13 protein-coding genes and 1 pseudogene are annotated in these 16,131 nt (G+C 31.5%); 6 read left to right on the forward strand and 8 right to left on the reverse strand.

What is annotated here, in order from left to right; all coding sequences use genetic code 11:
* Window positions 1–451: pantetheine-phosphate adenylyltransferase (coaD, locus tag RH98_RS12230; protein ID WP_010255234.1), on the reverse strand; the 451-nt coding region annotated here is incomplete at its 3' end.
* Between the two features lie 7 nt (window positions 452–458).
* Window positions 459–1,442 (reverse strand): D-alanine--D-alanine ligase, encoded by a 984-nt coding sequence (locus RH98_RS12235; RefSeq protein ID WP_010255236.1) that lies wholly within the window; start codon window positions 1,440–1,442, stop codon window positions 459–461.
* A 124-nt stretch (window positions 1,443–1,566) separates the two neighbouring features.
* Between RH98_RS12235 and RH98_RS12240 the strand changes: the two genes are divergently transcribed.
* From RH98_RS12240 to purB, 6 genes and pseudogenes are all read left to right on the forward strand, one after another.
* Complete coding sequence (locus RH98_RS12240; RefSeq protein ID WP_010255237.1) at window positions 1,567–2,160, forward strand: PASTA domain-containing protein; 594 nt, start codon at window positions 1,567–1,569, stop codon at window positions 2,158–2,160.
* A 19-nt stretch (window positions 2,161–2,179) separates the two neighbouring features.
* On the forward strand, window positions 2,180–3,223 hold the full coding sequence (locus tag RH98_RS12245; RefSeq protein ID WP_010255239.1) for an RluA family pseudouridine synthase: 1,044 nt from the start codon (window positions 2,180–2,182) through the stop codon (window positions 3,221–3,223).
* Between the two features lie 171 nt (window positions 3,224–3,394).
* On the forward strand, window positions 3,395–4,708 hold the full coding sequence (gene tilS / locus RH98_RS12250; protein WP_010255241.1) for a tRNA lysidine(34) synthetase TilS: 1,314 nt from the start codon (window positions 3,395–3,397) through the stop codon (window positions 4,706–4,708).
* Window positions 4,705–6,695, forward strand: a pseudogene (locus tag RH98_RS12255) (protein-disulfide reductase DsbD family protein). The gene tilS and the pseudogene RH98_RS12255 overlap by 4 nt, the downstream one beginning before the upstream one ends.
* A gap of 250 nt (window positions 6,696–6,945) precedes the next feature.
* Window positions 6,946–7,791 carry a DUF2911 domain-containing protein gene (locus tag RH98_RS12260; protein ID WP_010255248.1) on the forward strand — a complete coding sequence of 282 codons (846 nt, stop codon included), beginning with the start codon at window positions 6,946–6,948 and terminating at the stop codon, window positions 7,789–7,791.
* Window positions 7,792–7,933: 142 nt separating this feature from the next.
* Window positions 7,934–9,283, forward strand: a complete 1,350-nt coding sequence (purB, locus tag RH98_RS12265; RefSeq protein WP_010255250.1) for an adenylosuccinate lyase — start codon at window positions 7,934–7,936, stop codon at window positions 9,281–9,283.
* 68 nt (window positions 9,284–9,351) lie between these two features.
* Here the strand turns inward: purB and RH98_RS12270 are convergent, their stop codons facing one another.
* The 6 genes from RH98_RS12270 to RH98_RS15780 form a co-directional block, all read right to left on the reverse strand.
* Window positions 9,352–9,555: a hypothetical protein gene (locus RH98_RS12270; RefSeq protein ID WP_010255253.1), complete on the reverse strand. Its 204-nt coding sequence runs from the start codon at window positions 9,553–9,555 to the stop codon at window positions 9,352–9,354.
* Window positions 9,556–9,652: 97 nt separating this feature from the next.
* Window positions 9,653–11,044 carry a dihydrolipoyl dehydrogenase gene (gene lpdA, locus RH98_RS12275; RefSeq protein ID WP_010255255.1) on the reverse strand — a complete coding sequence of 464 codons (1,392 nt, stop codon included), beginning with the start codon at window positions 11,042–11,044 and terminating at the stop codon, window positions 9,653–9,655.
* Between the two features lie 356 nt (window positions 11,045–11,400).
* On the reverse strand, window positions 11,401–13,155 hold the full coding sequence (locus RH98_RS12280) for an ABC transporter ATP-binding protein (RefSeq protein WP_010255257.1): 1,755 nt from the start codon (window positions 13,153–13,155) through the stop codon (window positions 11,401–11,403).
* Window positions 13,152–13,889 (reverse strand): tRNA pseudouridine(38-40) synthase TruA, encoded by a 738-nt coding sequence (gene truA / locus RH98_RS12285; RefSeq protein WP_010255259.1) that lies wholly within the window; start codon window positions 13,887–13,889, stop codon window positions 13,152–13,154. The genes RH98_RS12280 and truA overlap by 4 nt, the downstream gene beginning before the upstream one ends.
* 622 nt (window positions 13,890–14,511) lie before the next feature.
* Window positions 14,512–15,624 carry an FUSC family protein gene (locus RH98_RS12290; protein ID WP_026038890.1) on the reverse strand — a complete coding sequence of 371 codons (1,113 nt, stop codon included), beginning with the start codon at window positions 15,622–15,624 and terminating at the stop codon, window positions 14,512–14,514.
* 252 nt (window positions 15,625–15,876) lie between these two features.
* Window positions 15,877–16,131 (reverse strand): hypothetical protein (locus RH98_RS15780; RefSeq protein ID WP_010255268.1); only part of this gene is annotated, 255 nt, incomplete at its 5' end.

Below are 16,131 nucleotides of genomic sequence, written 5' to 3' on the forward strand. Positions count from 1 at the left end.
ATATCCTTACTGGTTGAGGTACTAATCTTGTGTAATCTCCTTTGTTTCTTATTACATCTCTTACGATGCTAGAGCTAATAAATGATGTACTAGCTGCAGTTAATAAGAATACAGTTTCTAGTTTTGTTAAAAACCTATTGGTATGCGCAATAGCTTTTTCGAATTCAAAGTCTGCAGGATTTCGCAAACCTCTTAGTATAAATTTAGCATCAACCTGGAAGCAAAACTCGGTAGTTAAGCCTTCATAAGTAGCTACTTTTATCTTAGGCTCGTTTCTAAACGTTTCTTCTATAAATCTTTTTCTTTCTTCTAAAGAGAACATATACTTTTTATCTGAATTGACACCAATAGCAACAATGATTTCGTCAAATAGGGGTAAAGCTCTTTTTATGATATCGTAATGTCCGTTTGTAATTGGATCAAAAGATCCTGGGAATACAGCTCTTCTCATAGTTCAATTATTGATTCTGCTTCTGCAAAGCTAAAACAATTGCATTATCAAACAAGTCTGCAAGCGTTATATTCGCTTCTTTTGCTTGTTTAGGAAGAATACTTTCAGTAGTCAATCCTGGTACTGTATTTACTTCTAATAGAAAAGGAACCCCGTCAACAATAATAAATTCACTGCGCGAGAAGCCTTCCATCTTTAATATTTTATAGATGCGTGCAGCAATATCATCTATTTTATTTTTGATATTGTCATCGATTCTCGCAGGAGTTATTTCTTGAGACTTGCCTAAATATTTAGCTTCATAGTCAAAGAATTCATTTTCAGAAACAATCTCTGTGATTGGCAATACTTTTATCTCACCTTTGTAGTTGATTACTCCAACAGAAACTTCTGTTCCATTTAAAAAGCTTTCGATTATAATCTCATCATCTTCTTTATAGGCAAGTTCAATAGCCTCTAATAATTCTTCTGATGTTTTTGCTTTTGAAATACCAAAGCTTGAGCCAGAACGATTAGGTTTTACAAAACAAGGAAGTCCTACTCTTTGAATGATAATATCTGTGTCAATAATATCCCCTTGATTAAGATAATAAGAAATAGCTGTTTTAATTCCATAAGGTTTTAATACTGACAACATATCTCTTTTATTCATTGTTAAGGCAGCTTGATAAAAATCACAAGAAGTGTGAGGCATATTTATCAGTTCAAAGTAAGCTTGGATTAAACCATCTTCACCAGGTGTACCATGTATAGCGTTAAAAACAACATCAAAATTTATTTTCTTGCCGTGATAGATTACTGAAAAATCATTTTTATCTATTGGGAATTCCTCTCCCTTCTCATCAACATAAACCCATTTGTCTTTGAATAAATGAATAGCATAAGGAGTATATTTTGATCTGTCTAAGGTGTCATAAACAACCTTTCCACTAGCTAATGAGATTTCATATTCGCTAGAATATCCTCCCATAATAATTGCTACGTGCTTCATGTTGAAATAGTTTAAGATTTTATAATACTTTATTTGTACATCATTTCGAGTAAAACAAATTTATAATAAAAGAGAGAAACAAAAAATGTTTTCGATTTTATATCTTTGTCGAAAATCATTAACTATGAAATTGTTTAAATTTTTTGCAAGTAAGGCATTTTGGGTATCTGTGATTATTGCTGTATTATTAATGGTATTAGCAGTATTTGGAGCTTTAAAATGGCTTAAAATGACGACTAATCACGATCAAAAAATACAGGTGCCAAACTTAATAAAGCTAGATACTGACCAAGCTTTAATGCAATTAGAGTCAAAAGGCTTGAGAATGGTTGTATTGGATACATTGGATTTTGATAAAGATTTACCTCCTTTAGCTGTAGTGGAGCAAGATCCTCGTCCAGGTTCTGATGTAAAAGAAAATAGAAAGATATATGTAAAAATCAATGCAGAAGGATATGGTAATGTGATTATGCCTGATTTAGAGCAATTGACATATAGACAAGCTTTAGCAACGATTACTTCACTTGGATTAAAAGAGGGGAATATTAGTTACCGTACTTTTATTGGTAAAGATGTTGTATTAGAAGTAACACAAAAAGGAAAAGTTTTAAAACAAGGTGATAAAGTAGTGAAAAATTCTACAATTAACTTTGTACTTGGCGATGGTAGAGCATCATTGTCAGCAGAAGAATTGGATGTCGCTCCAGATATTGAATAAGTATATTTATAAAAAATAGATGCAAGAAAATAATGTAGAGATGTTTGAAGACTTCGATGAGGAGTTGTTTGAGCATTATAGATTTGAGGCAGGAAAAGGACAAGCACCTTTAAGAGTGGATAAATTCTTGATGAATTTAGTTGAAAACGCTACACGTAATAAAATACAACAAGCAGCAGCAAATGGTAATATTTATGTGAATGATTTACCTGTAAAGTCAAATTACAAGGTAAAGGCTAATGATGTTGTGCGAGTTTTAATGAAACAACCTCCATTTGAAAATATTATCATCCCTGAAAATATCCCATTGAATATTGTATATGAAGATGATACGTTATTAGTGGTAAATAAAGAACCTGGTCTAGTAGTGCACCCTGGTCATGGTAATTATACAGGAACTTTAGTAAATGCGTTGGCATATCATTTTGAGAATTTACCATTAAATAGTAGTGAACGTCCTGGATTAGTGCATCGTATTGATAAAGATACTAGTGGTCTTTTAGTAATTGCCAAAACTGAATGGGCAATGTCAGACCTACAAAGACAATTTGCAGAAAAAACGACAGAAAGAGAGTATGTAGCTATCGTTTGGGGAAATGTAGAGGAAGATGAAGGAACTGTAGAAAGTTATATTGGACGTCATGTTAAAGATAGAATGCAGATGGCTTCTTTTACTGATCCCGAAAAAGGAAAATGGGCAGTAACGCATTATAAAGTATTAGAACGATTAGGATATGTGACTCTTGTATCTTGTAGATTAGAAACTGGTAGAACCCATCAAATAAGGGTTCATATGAAATCAATAGGACATACTTTATTTAATGATGAACGCTATGGAGGACATTTGATTTTGAAGGGAACAACTTTTACAAAATATAAGCAGTTTGTTGATAATTGTTTTCAATTATTGCCTAGACAAGCATTGCATGCTAAAACGTTAGGATTTCAACATCCAGTTACAAAGGAATTTATGCGTTTTGATTCAGAGATTCCTGATGATATTAAAGTGACTATTGAAAGGTGGAGGAATTATGCACAGAATTCTATTCACGACTTAGAATAAAAATTTGAAAACCACAATTTAATTGTGGTTTTTTTGTTAAACGTTTGTCATATTTTATTTCTAAAGTTTACTTTTACATCTTTGTAGTTTACAGTTAGTCTATTTAACTACATTATAATTTTTTAAATAGTAAAAAAAGGATTACTATTAAGTTAGTAATACATTAGGCAAATGTTAGAAAAGTTTACAAGACATATAGAAACTGAATTCAATGATTTTTACGATAAAAGATTATTATTAGCAGTAAGTGGTGGAATCGATAGTGTAGTATTATGTCACTTGTGTAAGTCAGCTAATCTTAATTTTGCTATTGCGCACTGCAACTTTCATTTGAGAAAAGAAGATAGCAATAAAGATCAATTATTTGTAGAACAATTAGCTAATTCATTAGGTGTTAGTGTTTTTGTGAATGAATTTGAGACAGAGAAGTATGCAAACGATAAAAGTATATCAATTCAGATTGCAGCAAGAGAATTGAGATATGGATGGTTTGAAGAATTGCTTAACAAAGAAAGATACGATTATTTACTGACTGCTCATCATTTAGATGATTCTATAGAAACTTTCTTAATTAACTTTTCGAGAGGAACGGGATTAGAAGGTTTATTAGGTATTCCAAAGGTGAATGGAAATATTATTCGTCCATTATTGCCTTTTACTAGAGCTGAAATTCTTGAATATGCAGAACAAAATGAAATTGATTGGCGAGAGGATTATACTAATAAACAGACAAAATATTTACGAAATAAGTTTAGAATTAATGTAATTCCTATTCTTAAAGAGATGAATCCAAATTTTGCTGAATCGTTTGAAGATACTGTAAGCTATTTGAATGAGAGTTATCAACTAAGTGAAGATGCAACTAAATGGGCTTATGATAAAGTAGTAACAAAGAAAGATGATGAAATATATTTTTCAATAGAAGAAATTAAGAAATTGTCATCCCCAAAAGCTTATTTATATCGCTGGCTTTGCAATTATGGTTTTACAGCATGGAATGATATTTTAGACTTATTAGATGCAAATAGTGGAAAAGTCATTTATTCTTCTAATTTTGTTTTATTAAAAGATCGTTCTAATTTAATTTTAAAAGAAAAAATTAAGACGGTAGAAGATACTGAACAATATTATATTGAAAACAAACAAGAATTAACCCAACCAATAAAAATAAAAGTAGAACCTTATGACACGAATGTATTAACGACTGACTCCTCTACAATTTTAATAGATGGTGATATTGTTAAGTTCCCATTGACTATTAGAAAATATAAAAGTGGAGATAGCTTTATTCCATTTGGAATGAAAGGAACAAAAAAAGTGAGTAAGTTTTTTAAAGATGAAAAGTTTAATCAATTTCAGAAAGATGCTACTTGGCTTTTATGTTCACAAGATGAAATTGTATGGATTATTGGACATCGATTAGATGATCGATTTAAGGTAAGAAATACAACTAATAATATTATTAAAATTACAACAACAGTATGAGAAAATTAGCTTATTTGCTACTTTTATTAGTATCGACCTTTGCTGTTCATGCACAAATGATGGTTAACCCTGCAAAATGGGAGACTAAAATAGAAAAGAAAACAGATAATGAATATATCATTACTTGGAATGCAACAGTAAAAGAAGGATGGCATATGTATTCACAGCATACGCCAGATGGAGGACCTTTGCCTTTAGAGTTTTTATACAACAATATTAAAGATAATTATGAATTAATTGGTGAGGCGAAAGAAAGTGAAACTAAAACGACATTTAATGATGTCTTTGGTGTTGATGAAACTTATTTCGTTGGACCAGTAAAAATTGTTCAAGAGATTAAACTACTTAATGCAGATACGCCAAATATTCAAGTACAACTGGAATATCAAGTGTGTGAAGAAATGTGTATTAGCCAAAGTAATTTATTTGTCTATGATTTAAAGACATTAACTTCAAAAGAGGTTAATAATTTCGAAGAAATTAATGCTACAACAACAGTTGACAGTAAAGTTTCACAGGACGATACAAAGGCTGATAATGTTATTGATAGCCACAAGAAGGAAGAGAAAAAAGGATTGTTTAAAATATTCTTCCTTTCTTTCTTGTCAGGTTTTGCTGCTTTGTTGACACCGTGTGTGTTTCCTATGATTCCAATGACTGTGAGTTTTTTTACTAAACAAAGTAAGACAAGAGCTAAAGGAATTAAGAATGCTATAATCTATGGTTTTTCTATTATCTTAATTTATGTGATTTTAGGTACTATAGTTACTGCTATTTTCGGTGCAGATTCATTAAATGCATTGTCGACTAATGTTTATTTCAATATCATATTCTTTTTACTTTTAGTAATATTTGCTACATCTTTCTTAGGGGCATTCGAAATTATGCTTCCACATTCTTGGGCAAATAAAGTAGATTCTCAAGCAGACAGAGGAGGAATTATTGGAATCTTATTTATGGCTTTAGCCTTAGCGATTGTATCTTTCTCTTGTACAGGACCTATTGTTGGAACCTTACTAGTAGAAGCAGCTTCTAAAGGTGGTATTGCCCCAATTGTTGGAATGTTAGGATTTTCATTAGCATTAGCATTACCTTTTATGTTATTTGCAATGTTCCCAGGGTGGTTAAATTCAATGCCAAGATCTGGAGGATGGTTAAATACAGTAAAAGTATCTTTAGGATTTTTAGAATTAGCTTTAGCATTCAAATTCTTATCAAATGCAGATTTAGTGTTACAAGCACATTGGTTAGAGAGAGAAATCTTTTTAGCAATTTGGATTGCAATATTTGGAGCATGGGCATTATATTTACTTGGTAAAATTAGGTTGCCACATGATAGTCCATCTGATAGTATTTCTGTAGGACGTTTATTTATGGCTCTTTTAGTGACTACTTTTACTATTTATTTAGTACCAGGATTATGGGGAGCACCATTAAAAATAATATCAGGTTTCCCACCACCGATGACTTATAGTGAAAGTCCTTATGGTGTAGGAGGAAAAGGAGGAGCAAGCACTGTTGAAGGAGAGCTCCCTGATGGCGCAAAATTAGGTGCTCATGATATTATAGCTTTTACAGATTACGAGAAAGGAATGGCTTATGCAAAGGCGCAAAATAAACCGGTATTAATGGACTTTACTGGATTTGCATGTGTGAATTGTCGTAAGATGGAAGATTATGTTTGGTCTGATCCTTCAGTTATGTCTATTTTAAAGAATGATGTTGTTTTGATTTCGTTATATGTAGATGCAAAAGAAGAATTACCAGAATCGGAACAATATATTTCAGAAACGACGGGTAAAAAATTAAAACGATAGGTAATAAATGGAGTGATTTCCAAATGAAAAACTATCATGCAAACGCTCAGCCTTATTATATAATCATCGATAAAGATGAAAATCATTTAAATGAAGCAGTAGGTTATATGCCAGACGTAAATGATTATAAAGCATGGCTACAAAGTGGAATAGAAAAAGCTAAAAAATAGAAAAAAGCTTTTGCTTATATAAGAAGCCCTTTTAGATTATTCTAAAAGGGCTTCTTTATATCTTTTAACTTACAAAATAAAGAACTCTTTTGAGATAATTTTAAGATATAAGTTAATATCTTTGAGAAGATAATTAATTTATAAAAGCTTTATTTTTTAATTATTCATTCCAAATCTTATTATCACTCTACTTTTTTATATCACCTTCATTAATTGAGTAAGAATGTTAAGTATTAAAAAATAAGTATAAATGAAAAAGAAAATTATTATTGCTGCATTTGCAATGTTTGGTTTATTAAGTCAAGCACAAGTTCATACTCCACCTACCAGTACTAAAGCGGAAGTAGATCAAGTAGTAGGGCTGACTGATGTAAAATTAGATTATTCTCGTCCTAATATGAGAGGACGATTAATATATGGTGATTTAGTTCCATATGGTCGTCTATGGCGTACTGGTGCGAATATGAATACCGTTATTACATTTGGAGACAATGTAGAAATAGGAGGTAAGACACTTAAAAAAGGTTCTTATGCAATCTATACTATTCCTAAAGTAGAAGAGTGGGAAGTAATATTTTATTCAGATACTAACAACTGGGGATTACCTGAGGTATGGGATGAGTCAAAAGTAGCATTATCAACAAAAGTAAAAACTGTAAGTTTAGACCGAAAAGTAGAGACTTTTACAATTGCAGTTAATAATGTAAATATAGAGTATGCGGATTTAGAGATCATGTGGGAGAAAACTTTAGTTCCTGTGCGTTTTAAAGTTCCAACAGAAGCACTAGCATTAGAGAGTATTAAAGAGACTTTCAGTGGACCAAAGATTGTGGATTATTACGCTGCAGCAGAGTATTACTATTTAACTAATAGAGATCTTAGTCAAGCATTACAATGGATCACTCAAGCTATCGAGAAATCAGGAGATAAAGTTCCTTACTATTTTCCACGATTAAAGTCGCAAATACAAGCAAAATTGGGAGATAAAGCTGCTGCAGTAGAGACAGCTAAAATAGCTTTAGCTCTAGCTGAAAAAGCAAATAATCTTGATTATATTAAAATTAATAAAGATGCTATAAAAGAATGGTCTAAATAGACTTATTTATTATAGGAAAACAGAATTAGAGATAATTATTAATTGTCATCTAGATAAAAAAAAAGACAGCTACTTGCTGTCTTTTTTTATTGTATCTTTTTGAAAAGCTATATCTTTGTTTTTTAACAACACAATCTAAATTATGCTTACAGAATTAAATGCTATTTCCCCAATTGATGGGCGTTACCGTAGCAAAACACAAGCTTTGTCATCTTACTTTTCTGAAGAAGCTCTAATCAAATATCGTGTTTTAGTAGAAGTGGAATATTTTATTGCTCTATGCGAACACGAGATTCCTCAATTAAAAGGTATTTCATCTGATTTATTTCCTGAATTGCGTAAACTATATCAAAATTTCTCTAGTGCAGATGCACTATGGATTAAGGATAAAGAAAGAATTACGAATCACGACGTTAAAGCCGTAGAGTATTTTATTAAGGATGCTTTTGACCGTTTAGGTTTGAGTCAGTATAAAGAGTTTATACATTTTGGACTTACTTCTCAGGATATTAATAATACCTCTATCCCTCTATTGACGAAAGAAGCGTTTCACGACGTCTATATGCCATTATTTATTAAAGTTGTAAAGAAGCTTAAAGAATTGGCTAAAGAGTGGAAGGATGTACCTATGCTAGCTCGTACGCATGGACAACCAGCTTCACCTACAAGATTAGGTAAAGAGCTATTGGTTTTTGTAGAGCGTTTAGAAGAGCAGTTAAGATTATTGAATAATATTCCTTTTGCAGCTAAGTTTGGTGGGGCTACAGGAAATTTTAATGCGCATCATGTAGCATATCCTACTCGTGATTGGAGACAATTTGGTAATGATTTTGTTGAGTTAACCTTAGGTCTTAAACATTCATTTCCTACTACCCAGATAGAGCATTATGATCATTTTGCAGCTTTTTTTGATGCTTTGAAACGCATTAATAATATTGTGATTGATTTAGATAGAGATATTTGGAGCTACGTATCAATGGAATATTTCAAGCAAAAGATTAAAGAAGGTGAGATAGGGTCTTCTGCTATGCCTCATAAAGTAAATCCGATTGACTTTGAGAATTCAGAAGGAAACTTAGGGATTGCTAATGCTATATTTGAACATTTATCAGCTAAATTACCTATTTCAAGATTGCAACGTGATTTAACGGATAGTACAGTGCTTCGCAATATAGGAGTACCATTTGGACATACTATCATTGCATTTGAATCTACTTTAAAAGGTTTAGACAAACTATTATTAAACGAAAGTAAGTTTGCGCAAGATTTAGAGAATAACTGGGCTGTAGTAGCAGAAGCTATTCAAACTATTTTGAGAAGAGAAGGTTATCCTAATCCATATGAAGCATTAAAAGACTTGACTAGAACAAATACTGTTATTAATAAAGAATCTATTCATTCATTTATAGATACACTTAATGTTTCTGATAAGGTAAGAGAGGAATTGAAAAATATTTCTCCAAGTAGTTATTTAGGAGTAGAAGTATTGTAATATATAAATACTATAAAATAAAAATAAAGCGAACCTATACAAAATAATAGGTTCGCTTTTATTTTAGTTTAAAGCGTTACCTTTTTTTGTACTTTGGATTTCTTATAACCTGCTATTGCAAGAGCTATAATTCCAATTGAACCAATGAATTTTATTAAGTCATATTCATTTTTAAAGATTAATAAATCAATGTTTTTGACTAATAAAATCACACCGACGACTAATAATAAGAACGATATTGTCCTCAGAATATTTAAGCTATTCCGCCCCATAATTATACAATGTTTTGGTTAACTAAAGATAAATTTAATAAATAAAAAAAGCCTATCAAAATTTTGATAGGCTTTTATATACTATTGAGAACTAGTTTTATAAGTGGATAACTTCACCGTAAGCATCTGCTACAGCTTCCATTACAGCCTCACTCATAGTTGGGTGTGGGTGTACCGCTTTTAAAATTTCGTATCCTGTTGTCTCTAATTTACGTGCTACTACTGCTTCAGCAATCATATCAGTAACACCTGCACCAATCATATGGCATCCTAACCATTCACCATATTTAGCATCAAAGATTACTTTTACAAATCCATCAGGAGTACCTGCTGCTTTTGCTTTTCCAGATGCAGAGAATGGGAATTTACCAACTTTAATATCGTATCCAGCTTCTTTTGCTTTTTTCTCTGTCATACCAACAGAAGCAATTTCTGGAGTCGCATAAGTACATCCTGGTATATTTCCATAATCTAATGGTTCAACGTGATGTCCAGCAATTTTTTCTACACATAGAATTCCCTCTGCAGAAGCAACGTGTGCTAAAGCTTGTCCAGGTACTACGTCTCCAATTGCATAATAACCAGGTACATTAGTTTGGTAATATTCGTTTACTAATATTTTATCTCTGTCTGTTGCAATTCCAACTTCTTCTAATCCAATGTTTTCAATATTAGATTTGATACCTACTGCCGATAAAAGAATATCCGCTTCTAATATCTCTTCTCCTTTAGGAGTTTTTACAGTTGCTTTTACTCCTTCTCCTGTTGTGTCCACTTTCTCTACAGAAGAGTTAGTCATTACTTTAATACCTGCTTTTTTAAGCGAACGTTCAAATTGTTTAGAGATATCTTCATCTTCAACCGGAACGATGTTAGGCATAAACTCTATAATAGTTACATCAGTACCCATAGCGTTGTAGAAGTATGCAAACTCAACACCAATTGCTCCAGAACCAACAACAATCATTTTTTTAGGTTGTTGAGGTAGGGTCATTGCCTGGCGGTATCCTATTACTTTTTTACCATCTTGTGGTAAGTTTGGTAATTCTCTTGAACGAGCTCCTGTAGCAACGATAATATGATCAGCAGAAAGTTCAGTTACTTTACCATCTTTATCGGTAACTTCTACTTTTTTTCCTGGTTTTATTTTTCCGAATCCATCGATAACTTCGATTTTATTCTTTTTCATTAAGAATTGAACTCCTTTGCTCATTCCTTCTGCAACATTACGAGAACGTGCTACTACAGCATTAAAATCTTTATCGACATCACCATTAATAGTTAATCCGTAATCTGAAGCATGTTTAAGGTATTCAAATACTTGTGCAGATTTTAGAAGTGCTTTGGTAGGAATACATCCCCAGTTTAAGCAGATACCTCCTAAGTTTTCTTTTTCAACTACTGCAACTTTAAAGCCTAATTGAGATGCTCTGATTGCAGTCACGTAACCTCCAGGGCCACTTCCTAAAACAATAATATCGAATTTCATATGGTATATATTTCTATATTTAATGCAACGAAAATAGTCATTTATTTTCTTACTTGAAACATAACTGTTTGAAAAGTTATGTCATCTAGTTTAATGATTTTTATAAGCCTACTATGTTTTTTTAGTATCTTCTTCCATATTTTATAGTAAAAGTCTTTTTTTATTGTCAAAAGACTAAAAAATATAGTGGTAAACTTGAAGCTTATGTAGTATTTAACTAGAGGATTTACTACTAAAAAATATCGTTTTTAGCAGTAATTTAACCTCCGTATTTATTGCGTAACCACCCTTGATTTAAAGAATGGATTTATTATTAGTATTGAAACTTTTATTCAGAATATAATTAAGTGTATTAATTAAGCTTCTTGAATTGCTTTGAACTGAGAATCATAAAGGTTTTTATAATATCCATGTTCTATCTCAAGTAACTCTTTGTGTGTACCTTTTTCTACTATTTGACCTTTATCCATTACGATTATTTGATCAGCATTTACAATTGTAGCCAATCTGTGAGCAATAATAATTGATGTGCGCCCTTGAGTTAGATGTTCAGTAGCAATTTGTAGTAATTCTTCTGAATGCGTATCTATAGATGAAGTAGCTTCATCCAGAATAAGAATACTAGGATTACTCACGTAAGCTCTTAGAAAAGCGATTAATTGTCGTTGCCCAGAAGATAACATGACACCTCTTTCTTTTACATTATATTCATAACCTCCTGGCAAACTTTCTATAAATTCATGTACACCAATTTTTTTTGCTGCGGTTATTACCTCTTCCTTAGTAATAGTAGGATTGTGTAAGGTTATATTGTTTAAGATAGTATCACTGAACAAGAATACATCTTGTAGCACTACAGCAATTTGTTTGCGCAAAGAGCTTAATGTAAATTCATCAATATTAATATTGTCAATCTTTATTTCACCACTACTAATGTCGTAGAATCGATTTAATAGATTAATAATTGTAGATTTCCCCGCGCCGGATGAACCAACGATAGCAACTGTATTACCAGCTGGAATGTGTAAATTAATACCTTTTAAAATCTCTACTTCGGGAATATAGCTAAAACGTACATTAATAAGTTTTATATCTCCTTTAAATTGCGGTGCTATGATTTTACCAGTGTCATCTGTTTGCTCATCTGTTTCTAATACGTCAAATACTCGTTCAGCTGCAATAATTCCCATAGACATGACATTAAATTTATCAGCAATTTGTCGCAATGGGTTGAATAACATTGAGATTAACATTGTATAAGCAAATAAATCTCCAAATGTGGTTAAGTTATCTCCTTGTACAATAGACATCCCTCCATACCATATTACAACACCTAAAGTTAATGAAGAAACAATATCAGCAATAGGGAAGAAGATAGAGTTGTATAAGATGTTTTTTAACCAAGCATTATTGTGTTTTTCGTTGATCTCTTTAAATTTTTCATATTCTATTTCTTCTCTAGTGAAGAGTTGAACAATTTTCATTCCTGTCAATCTCTCAACAACGAATGTGTTTAAATTAGCAATTTGAGTTCGTACTTCTTGAAACGCTGTTCTCATTTTGATTTGAAAAATACGCGTAGCATATACTAGAATAGGCATGGAAACTAAAACAATACAGCTTAATTTCCAGTTCATGTAAAACATAATAATCAAGACAACGAACATTTTCAGCATATCGCTGACAATCATAAAAAGTCCTTGGCTAAAAATACTTGCGATAGATTCAATATCAGAAACGGCTCTAGTAACAAGCTTACCTACTGGTTCATTGTCAAAATAGCGCATTTTAAAACTAATAATTTTACTAAATAATTTTTCTCTTATATCTTTTACAATATCTTGTCCTAACCAATTGGCCCAATAGGTAAAAAAGAATTGAGAGAGAACTTCTAGTAATAATACGATAGCCATAAGACCAACGTAGATTAACAAGCCTTCTCTATCTTGTGTCTGCACATAACTATCCACTGTTTGTTTTAACATATAGGGACGGATAGCAGCAAATATAGAAAGCGATATAGCAAAGGTTACAACCCAGTTAAATCTAGATTGATAAGGCTTAGCGTAACGTAATATTTTTTTTAACGATAATGTATTTAAACGTTTCATAAATAAGGATAACTAACTTTGGTTAAAAATAACCCTTTCCCAGGCACTGAAAAACCTGCATTTCCGCGATTTTTACTTTCGATGATTTTTCTGAAATCTTCTAGTGATAATTTACCTAATCCTACATTAATTAGTGTTCCCACAATTGCTCGTACCATATTTCTAAGAAAGCGATTTGCAGAAATTGTAAAGACTAATTTATTTGGCTCTGTGAATGTCCATTCCGCTTCATAAATAGCACAATTAAAAGTAAAAACATCCGTGTGTGTTTTCGAAAAGCATTCAAAATCTTCATATTCAAATAAAATTTTGGCAGCTTCATTCATTTTTTCTACATCTAGAGGACGATAATGATAGTAACTTAAACTATTACAAAATGCATCTTTATGTAAATGGATATGGTATTCGTAAGTGCGATCAGTTGCGTCAAAACGTGCATGAGCATCATCTGCTACTTTAATAATATCAAAAACAACAATATCTTCTGGCAGAAAGGAGTTCATTTTTTGAATAATAGAATCAATGTCAAATACTTCATCAAAATCAAAGTGTGCATACATCTGTTTAGCGTGTACACCTGCATCTGTTCTACCTGCGCCTACTAGCTCAATAGGTTTTCGCAATAGTGTAGATATAGCATTTGTCAATGTTTCTTGTACTGTTTTAGCATTCGGTTGTAATTGCCAACCGTGATATTGAGTTCCGTTATAAGCGAATTCTAAAAAGTATCTCAAAATGAATCTATTTTTATAAAGCGCAAATATACTTCAAAATCGTGACTAGGGTGTTTATGTTATTATAAAATTGGCAATTCTGAAAAAGACATAACTTCTATTATATTCATTTAAAAAAAATTACATCTAAATCTTATTAGATTCTCGTTATAGCTAGCTAAATAAAGTTAATTGAGAAGTTTCTTAAAAAAAAGGGTATGAAAAATTAGAATAATTATCTCTTTTTTGGCTAATTATTGAGGTTTTGGTGTAAAATTTAATTCACAAAGTCAGTAAACATCAGTGTTGTGGTTAAGCTCTTCAACACTTCTTCAACACTTCTTCGAGAATACGTGAGCTAGAGGCTATTTTGTTGAAGGAATGTTGAAGAATTGTGTTTTGAATACCTTTATTGGGGGCTATGACTTGATACTAAATTAGTATGTCTCTTCCTTTGCTTTTATACAATAAATTATGAGTTTGTGACAAAAAAATCTTTGTGCAAATGTTTGATATTTTATGATTAACAATTGTGTTAATGGAGCTTTTAAAATAATATCAATTAATAGTTTTATTATAGCACTAATGATATGGTTTTACATTTATGTGATTTATTTTGAAGAATGTGTAGTATTAAAAAAGCTTATTTTATTCTTCTTCTTCTTCTTCTTTTTAATTTCAACCTAGTACTTCTTAACGTATCACTTGTCTGCTTGCGCAAAATTTCATGATGTAGGAACCATCCACCTATTCCTCCTAGTAAACTTCCTATGATAATGTCGGTTAGTCTCGCCATAATTAGGATATTGGGGGTATTAATAATAGCACTTCCTGCTTCAGCTAATAAAACAGTTAGTGAAGTTATAAAGATGACTGCGACAGCATAGTTTCTAGAAATAAACATTTCAATTACGAATTGTAAAAGCATTATACAAATACATAGATACAGAGTATCTGTGGAAATTGAGATTAATATCCAACAAACAAATATTCCTAAAAATGTTCCTGCAATACGTTGTAGTGCTCTTTGCCAAACGTGATATAGTGATATTCCTTGCATAATAGCAGCACATGAAATGGGGATCCAATAAGGATTGTCAAATTTTAATAAGTTGCCTATTAGTAATGAAATAAACATAAAGAATCCTACAATTACCGCTCGTATTAAATAATCAATTTGCGTTTTTATAGGAACGGGACGCAATAGATGAATAGTAGTTTTATTATACTTTTTACCAACTATAAGACTGTAAATTAATGCAAGTGTGCATGCAAACATAGTACCGATTACTACATATCCTAATCGAGTAGGAATGCTTTCTAAATGGAAAGGCATATTACTTGACATTGACGCTATCATAATAAAGAAAAAACTTCCTGGAGGTCTAACAGAAAAGTATAATGAGATCCAATGTATGGTAGTGACAAAGATGCCAAATGCGATAGCAGATGCAATAAAATTAAAACTAAATGTAATTCCTACTGCAAAAGATAACATAAAGCCAAATGAACATACAAGCATAGTGATCATACGCTGTGGTGTAGGAATATTTGCAGGAAGATATAGAATGACTAAACCGGCTAGACAAGCTAATAACCCTGCAGGAAGGTTGTCAAAGTACCAACCAGTTAGCAATGGAATTCCGGTAGCAAGCATTGCTAATAGAGGTATATGCCAAAGTCGTTCACTGTGTTTTAATTTAAATAAGGTTTTGCTTTCTTGTTGTATTAAATTTATAAAGAAATTTTCTTTCATGTCTTTTATGCTTCTACTAAGTTTATTACCAATGAAATCGGTGAAAAATCTAAGAATTAAAAAGAATAGTATTTAGATTACTTGAGTAGTTTTAAGTAATACAAAGGTAATTAAAAGAAATAGGTTGGTGAAATTATATACATTATAGCGTATAATAAATACTATAAGTTTCATTATTAATAGAACAGAAAAAGATATAAAGGGAGAAAAGAAGGTTAACTCCCTTAAAGCTTTTATATTTTTAGTAATAAATTATTTTTTACTCCACAGATCTAAGGAAGAGTCATATGTATATGTCATCATTGTTCCACATATGCAGGCAGTATATTCCCCTCTTTGATAATTTTTTTTTGCACTTATGATTTTTATATTAGCAACAGAGCAGTTTGCTTCTTGCGCTATATTTTCTTTGACTGACTTTAGGTTTATAACCTCAATTTTTCCTTCCGCTTGTGCTCTTGTTTCATCTTCCTCCGTTAGGTTGCAATATTCAATTTCGACAGCTTC

The organism is Myroides injenensis M09-0166 (assembly GCF_000246945.1).
GTDB lineage: Bacteria > Bacteroidota > Bacteroidia > Flavobacteriales > Flavobacteriaceae > Flavobacterium > Flavobacterium injenense.

Bases quoted from the DNA above. Each gene is read 5' to 3' on its own strand.
- RH98_RS12235 (WP_010255236.1), bottom strand. From the start codon at position 1,442: ATGAAGCACGTAGCAATTATTATGGGAGGATATTCTAGCGAATATGAA.
- RH98_RS12240 (WP_010255237.1), top strand. From the start codon at position 1,567: ATGAAATTGTTTAAATTTTTTGCAAGTAAGGCATTTTGGGTATCTGTG.
- RH98_RS12245 (WP_010255239.1), top strand. From the start codon at position 2,180: ATGCAAGAAAATAATGTAGAGATGTTTGAAGACTTCGATGAGGAGTTG.
- tilS (WP_010255241.1), top strand. From the start codon at position 3,395: ATGTTAGAAAAGTTTACAAGACATATAGAAACTGAATTCAATGATTTT.
- RH98_RS12260 (WP_010255248.1), top strand. From the start codon at position 6,946: ATGAAAAAGAAAATTATTATTGCTGCATTTGCAATGTTTGGTTTATTA.
- purB (WP_010255250.1), top strand. From the start codon at position 7,934: ATGCTTACAGAATTAAATGCTATTTCCCCAATTGATGGGCGTTACCGT.
- RH98_RS12270 (WP_010255253.1), bottom strand. From the start codon at position 9,555: ATGGGGCGGAATAGCTTAAATATTCTGAGGACAATATCGTTCTTATTA.
- lpdA (WP_010255255.1), bottom strand. From the start codon at position 11,044: ATGAAATTCGATATTATTGTTTTAGGAAGTGGCCCTGGAGGTTACGTG.
- RH98_RS12280 (WP_010255257.1), bottom strand. From the start codon at position 13,155: ATGAAACGTTTAAATACATTATCGTTAAAAAAAATATTACGTTACGCT.
- RH98_RS12290 (WP_026038890.1), bottom strand. From the start codon at position 15,624: ATGAAAGAAAATTTCTTTATAAATTTAATACAACAAGAAAGCAAAACC.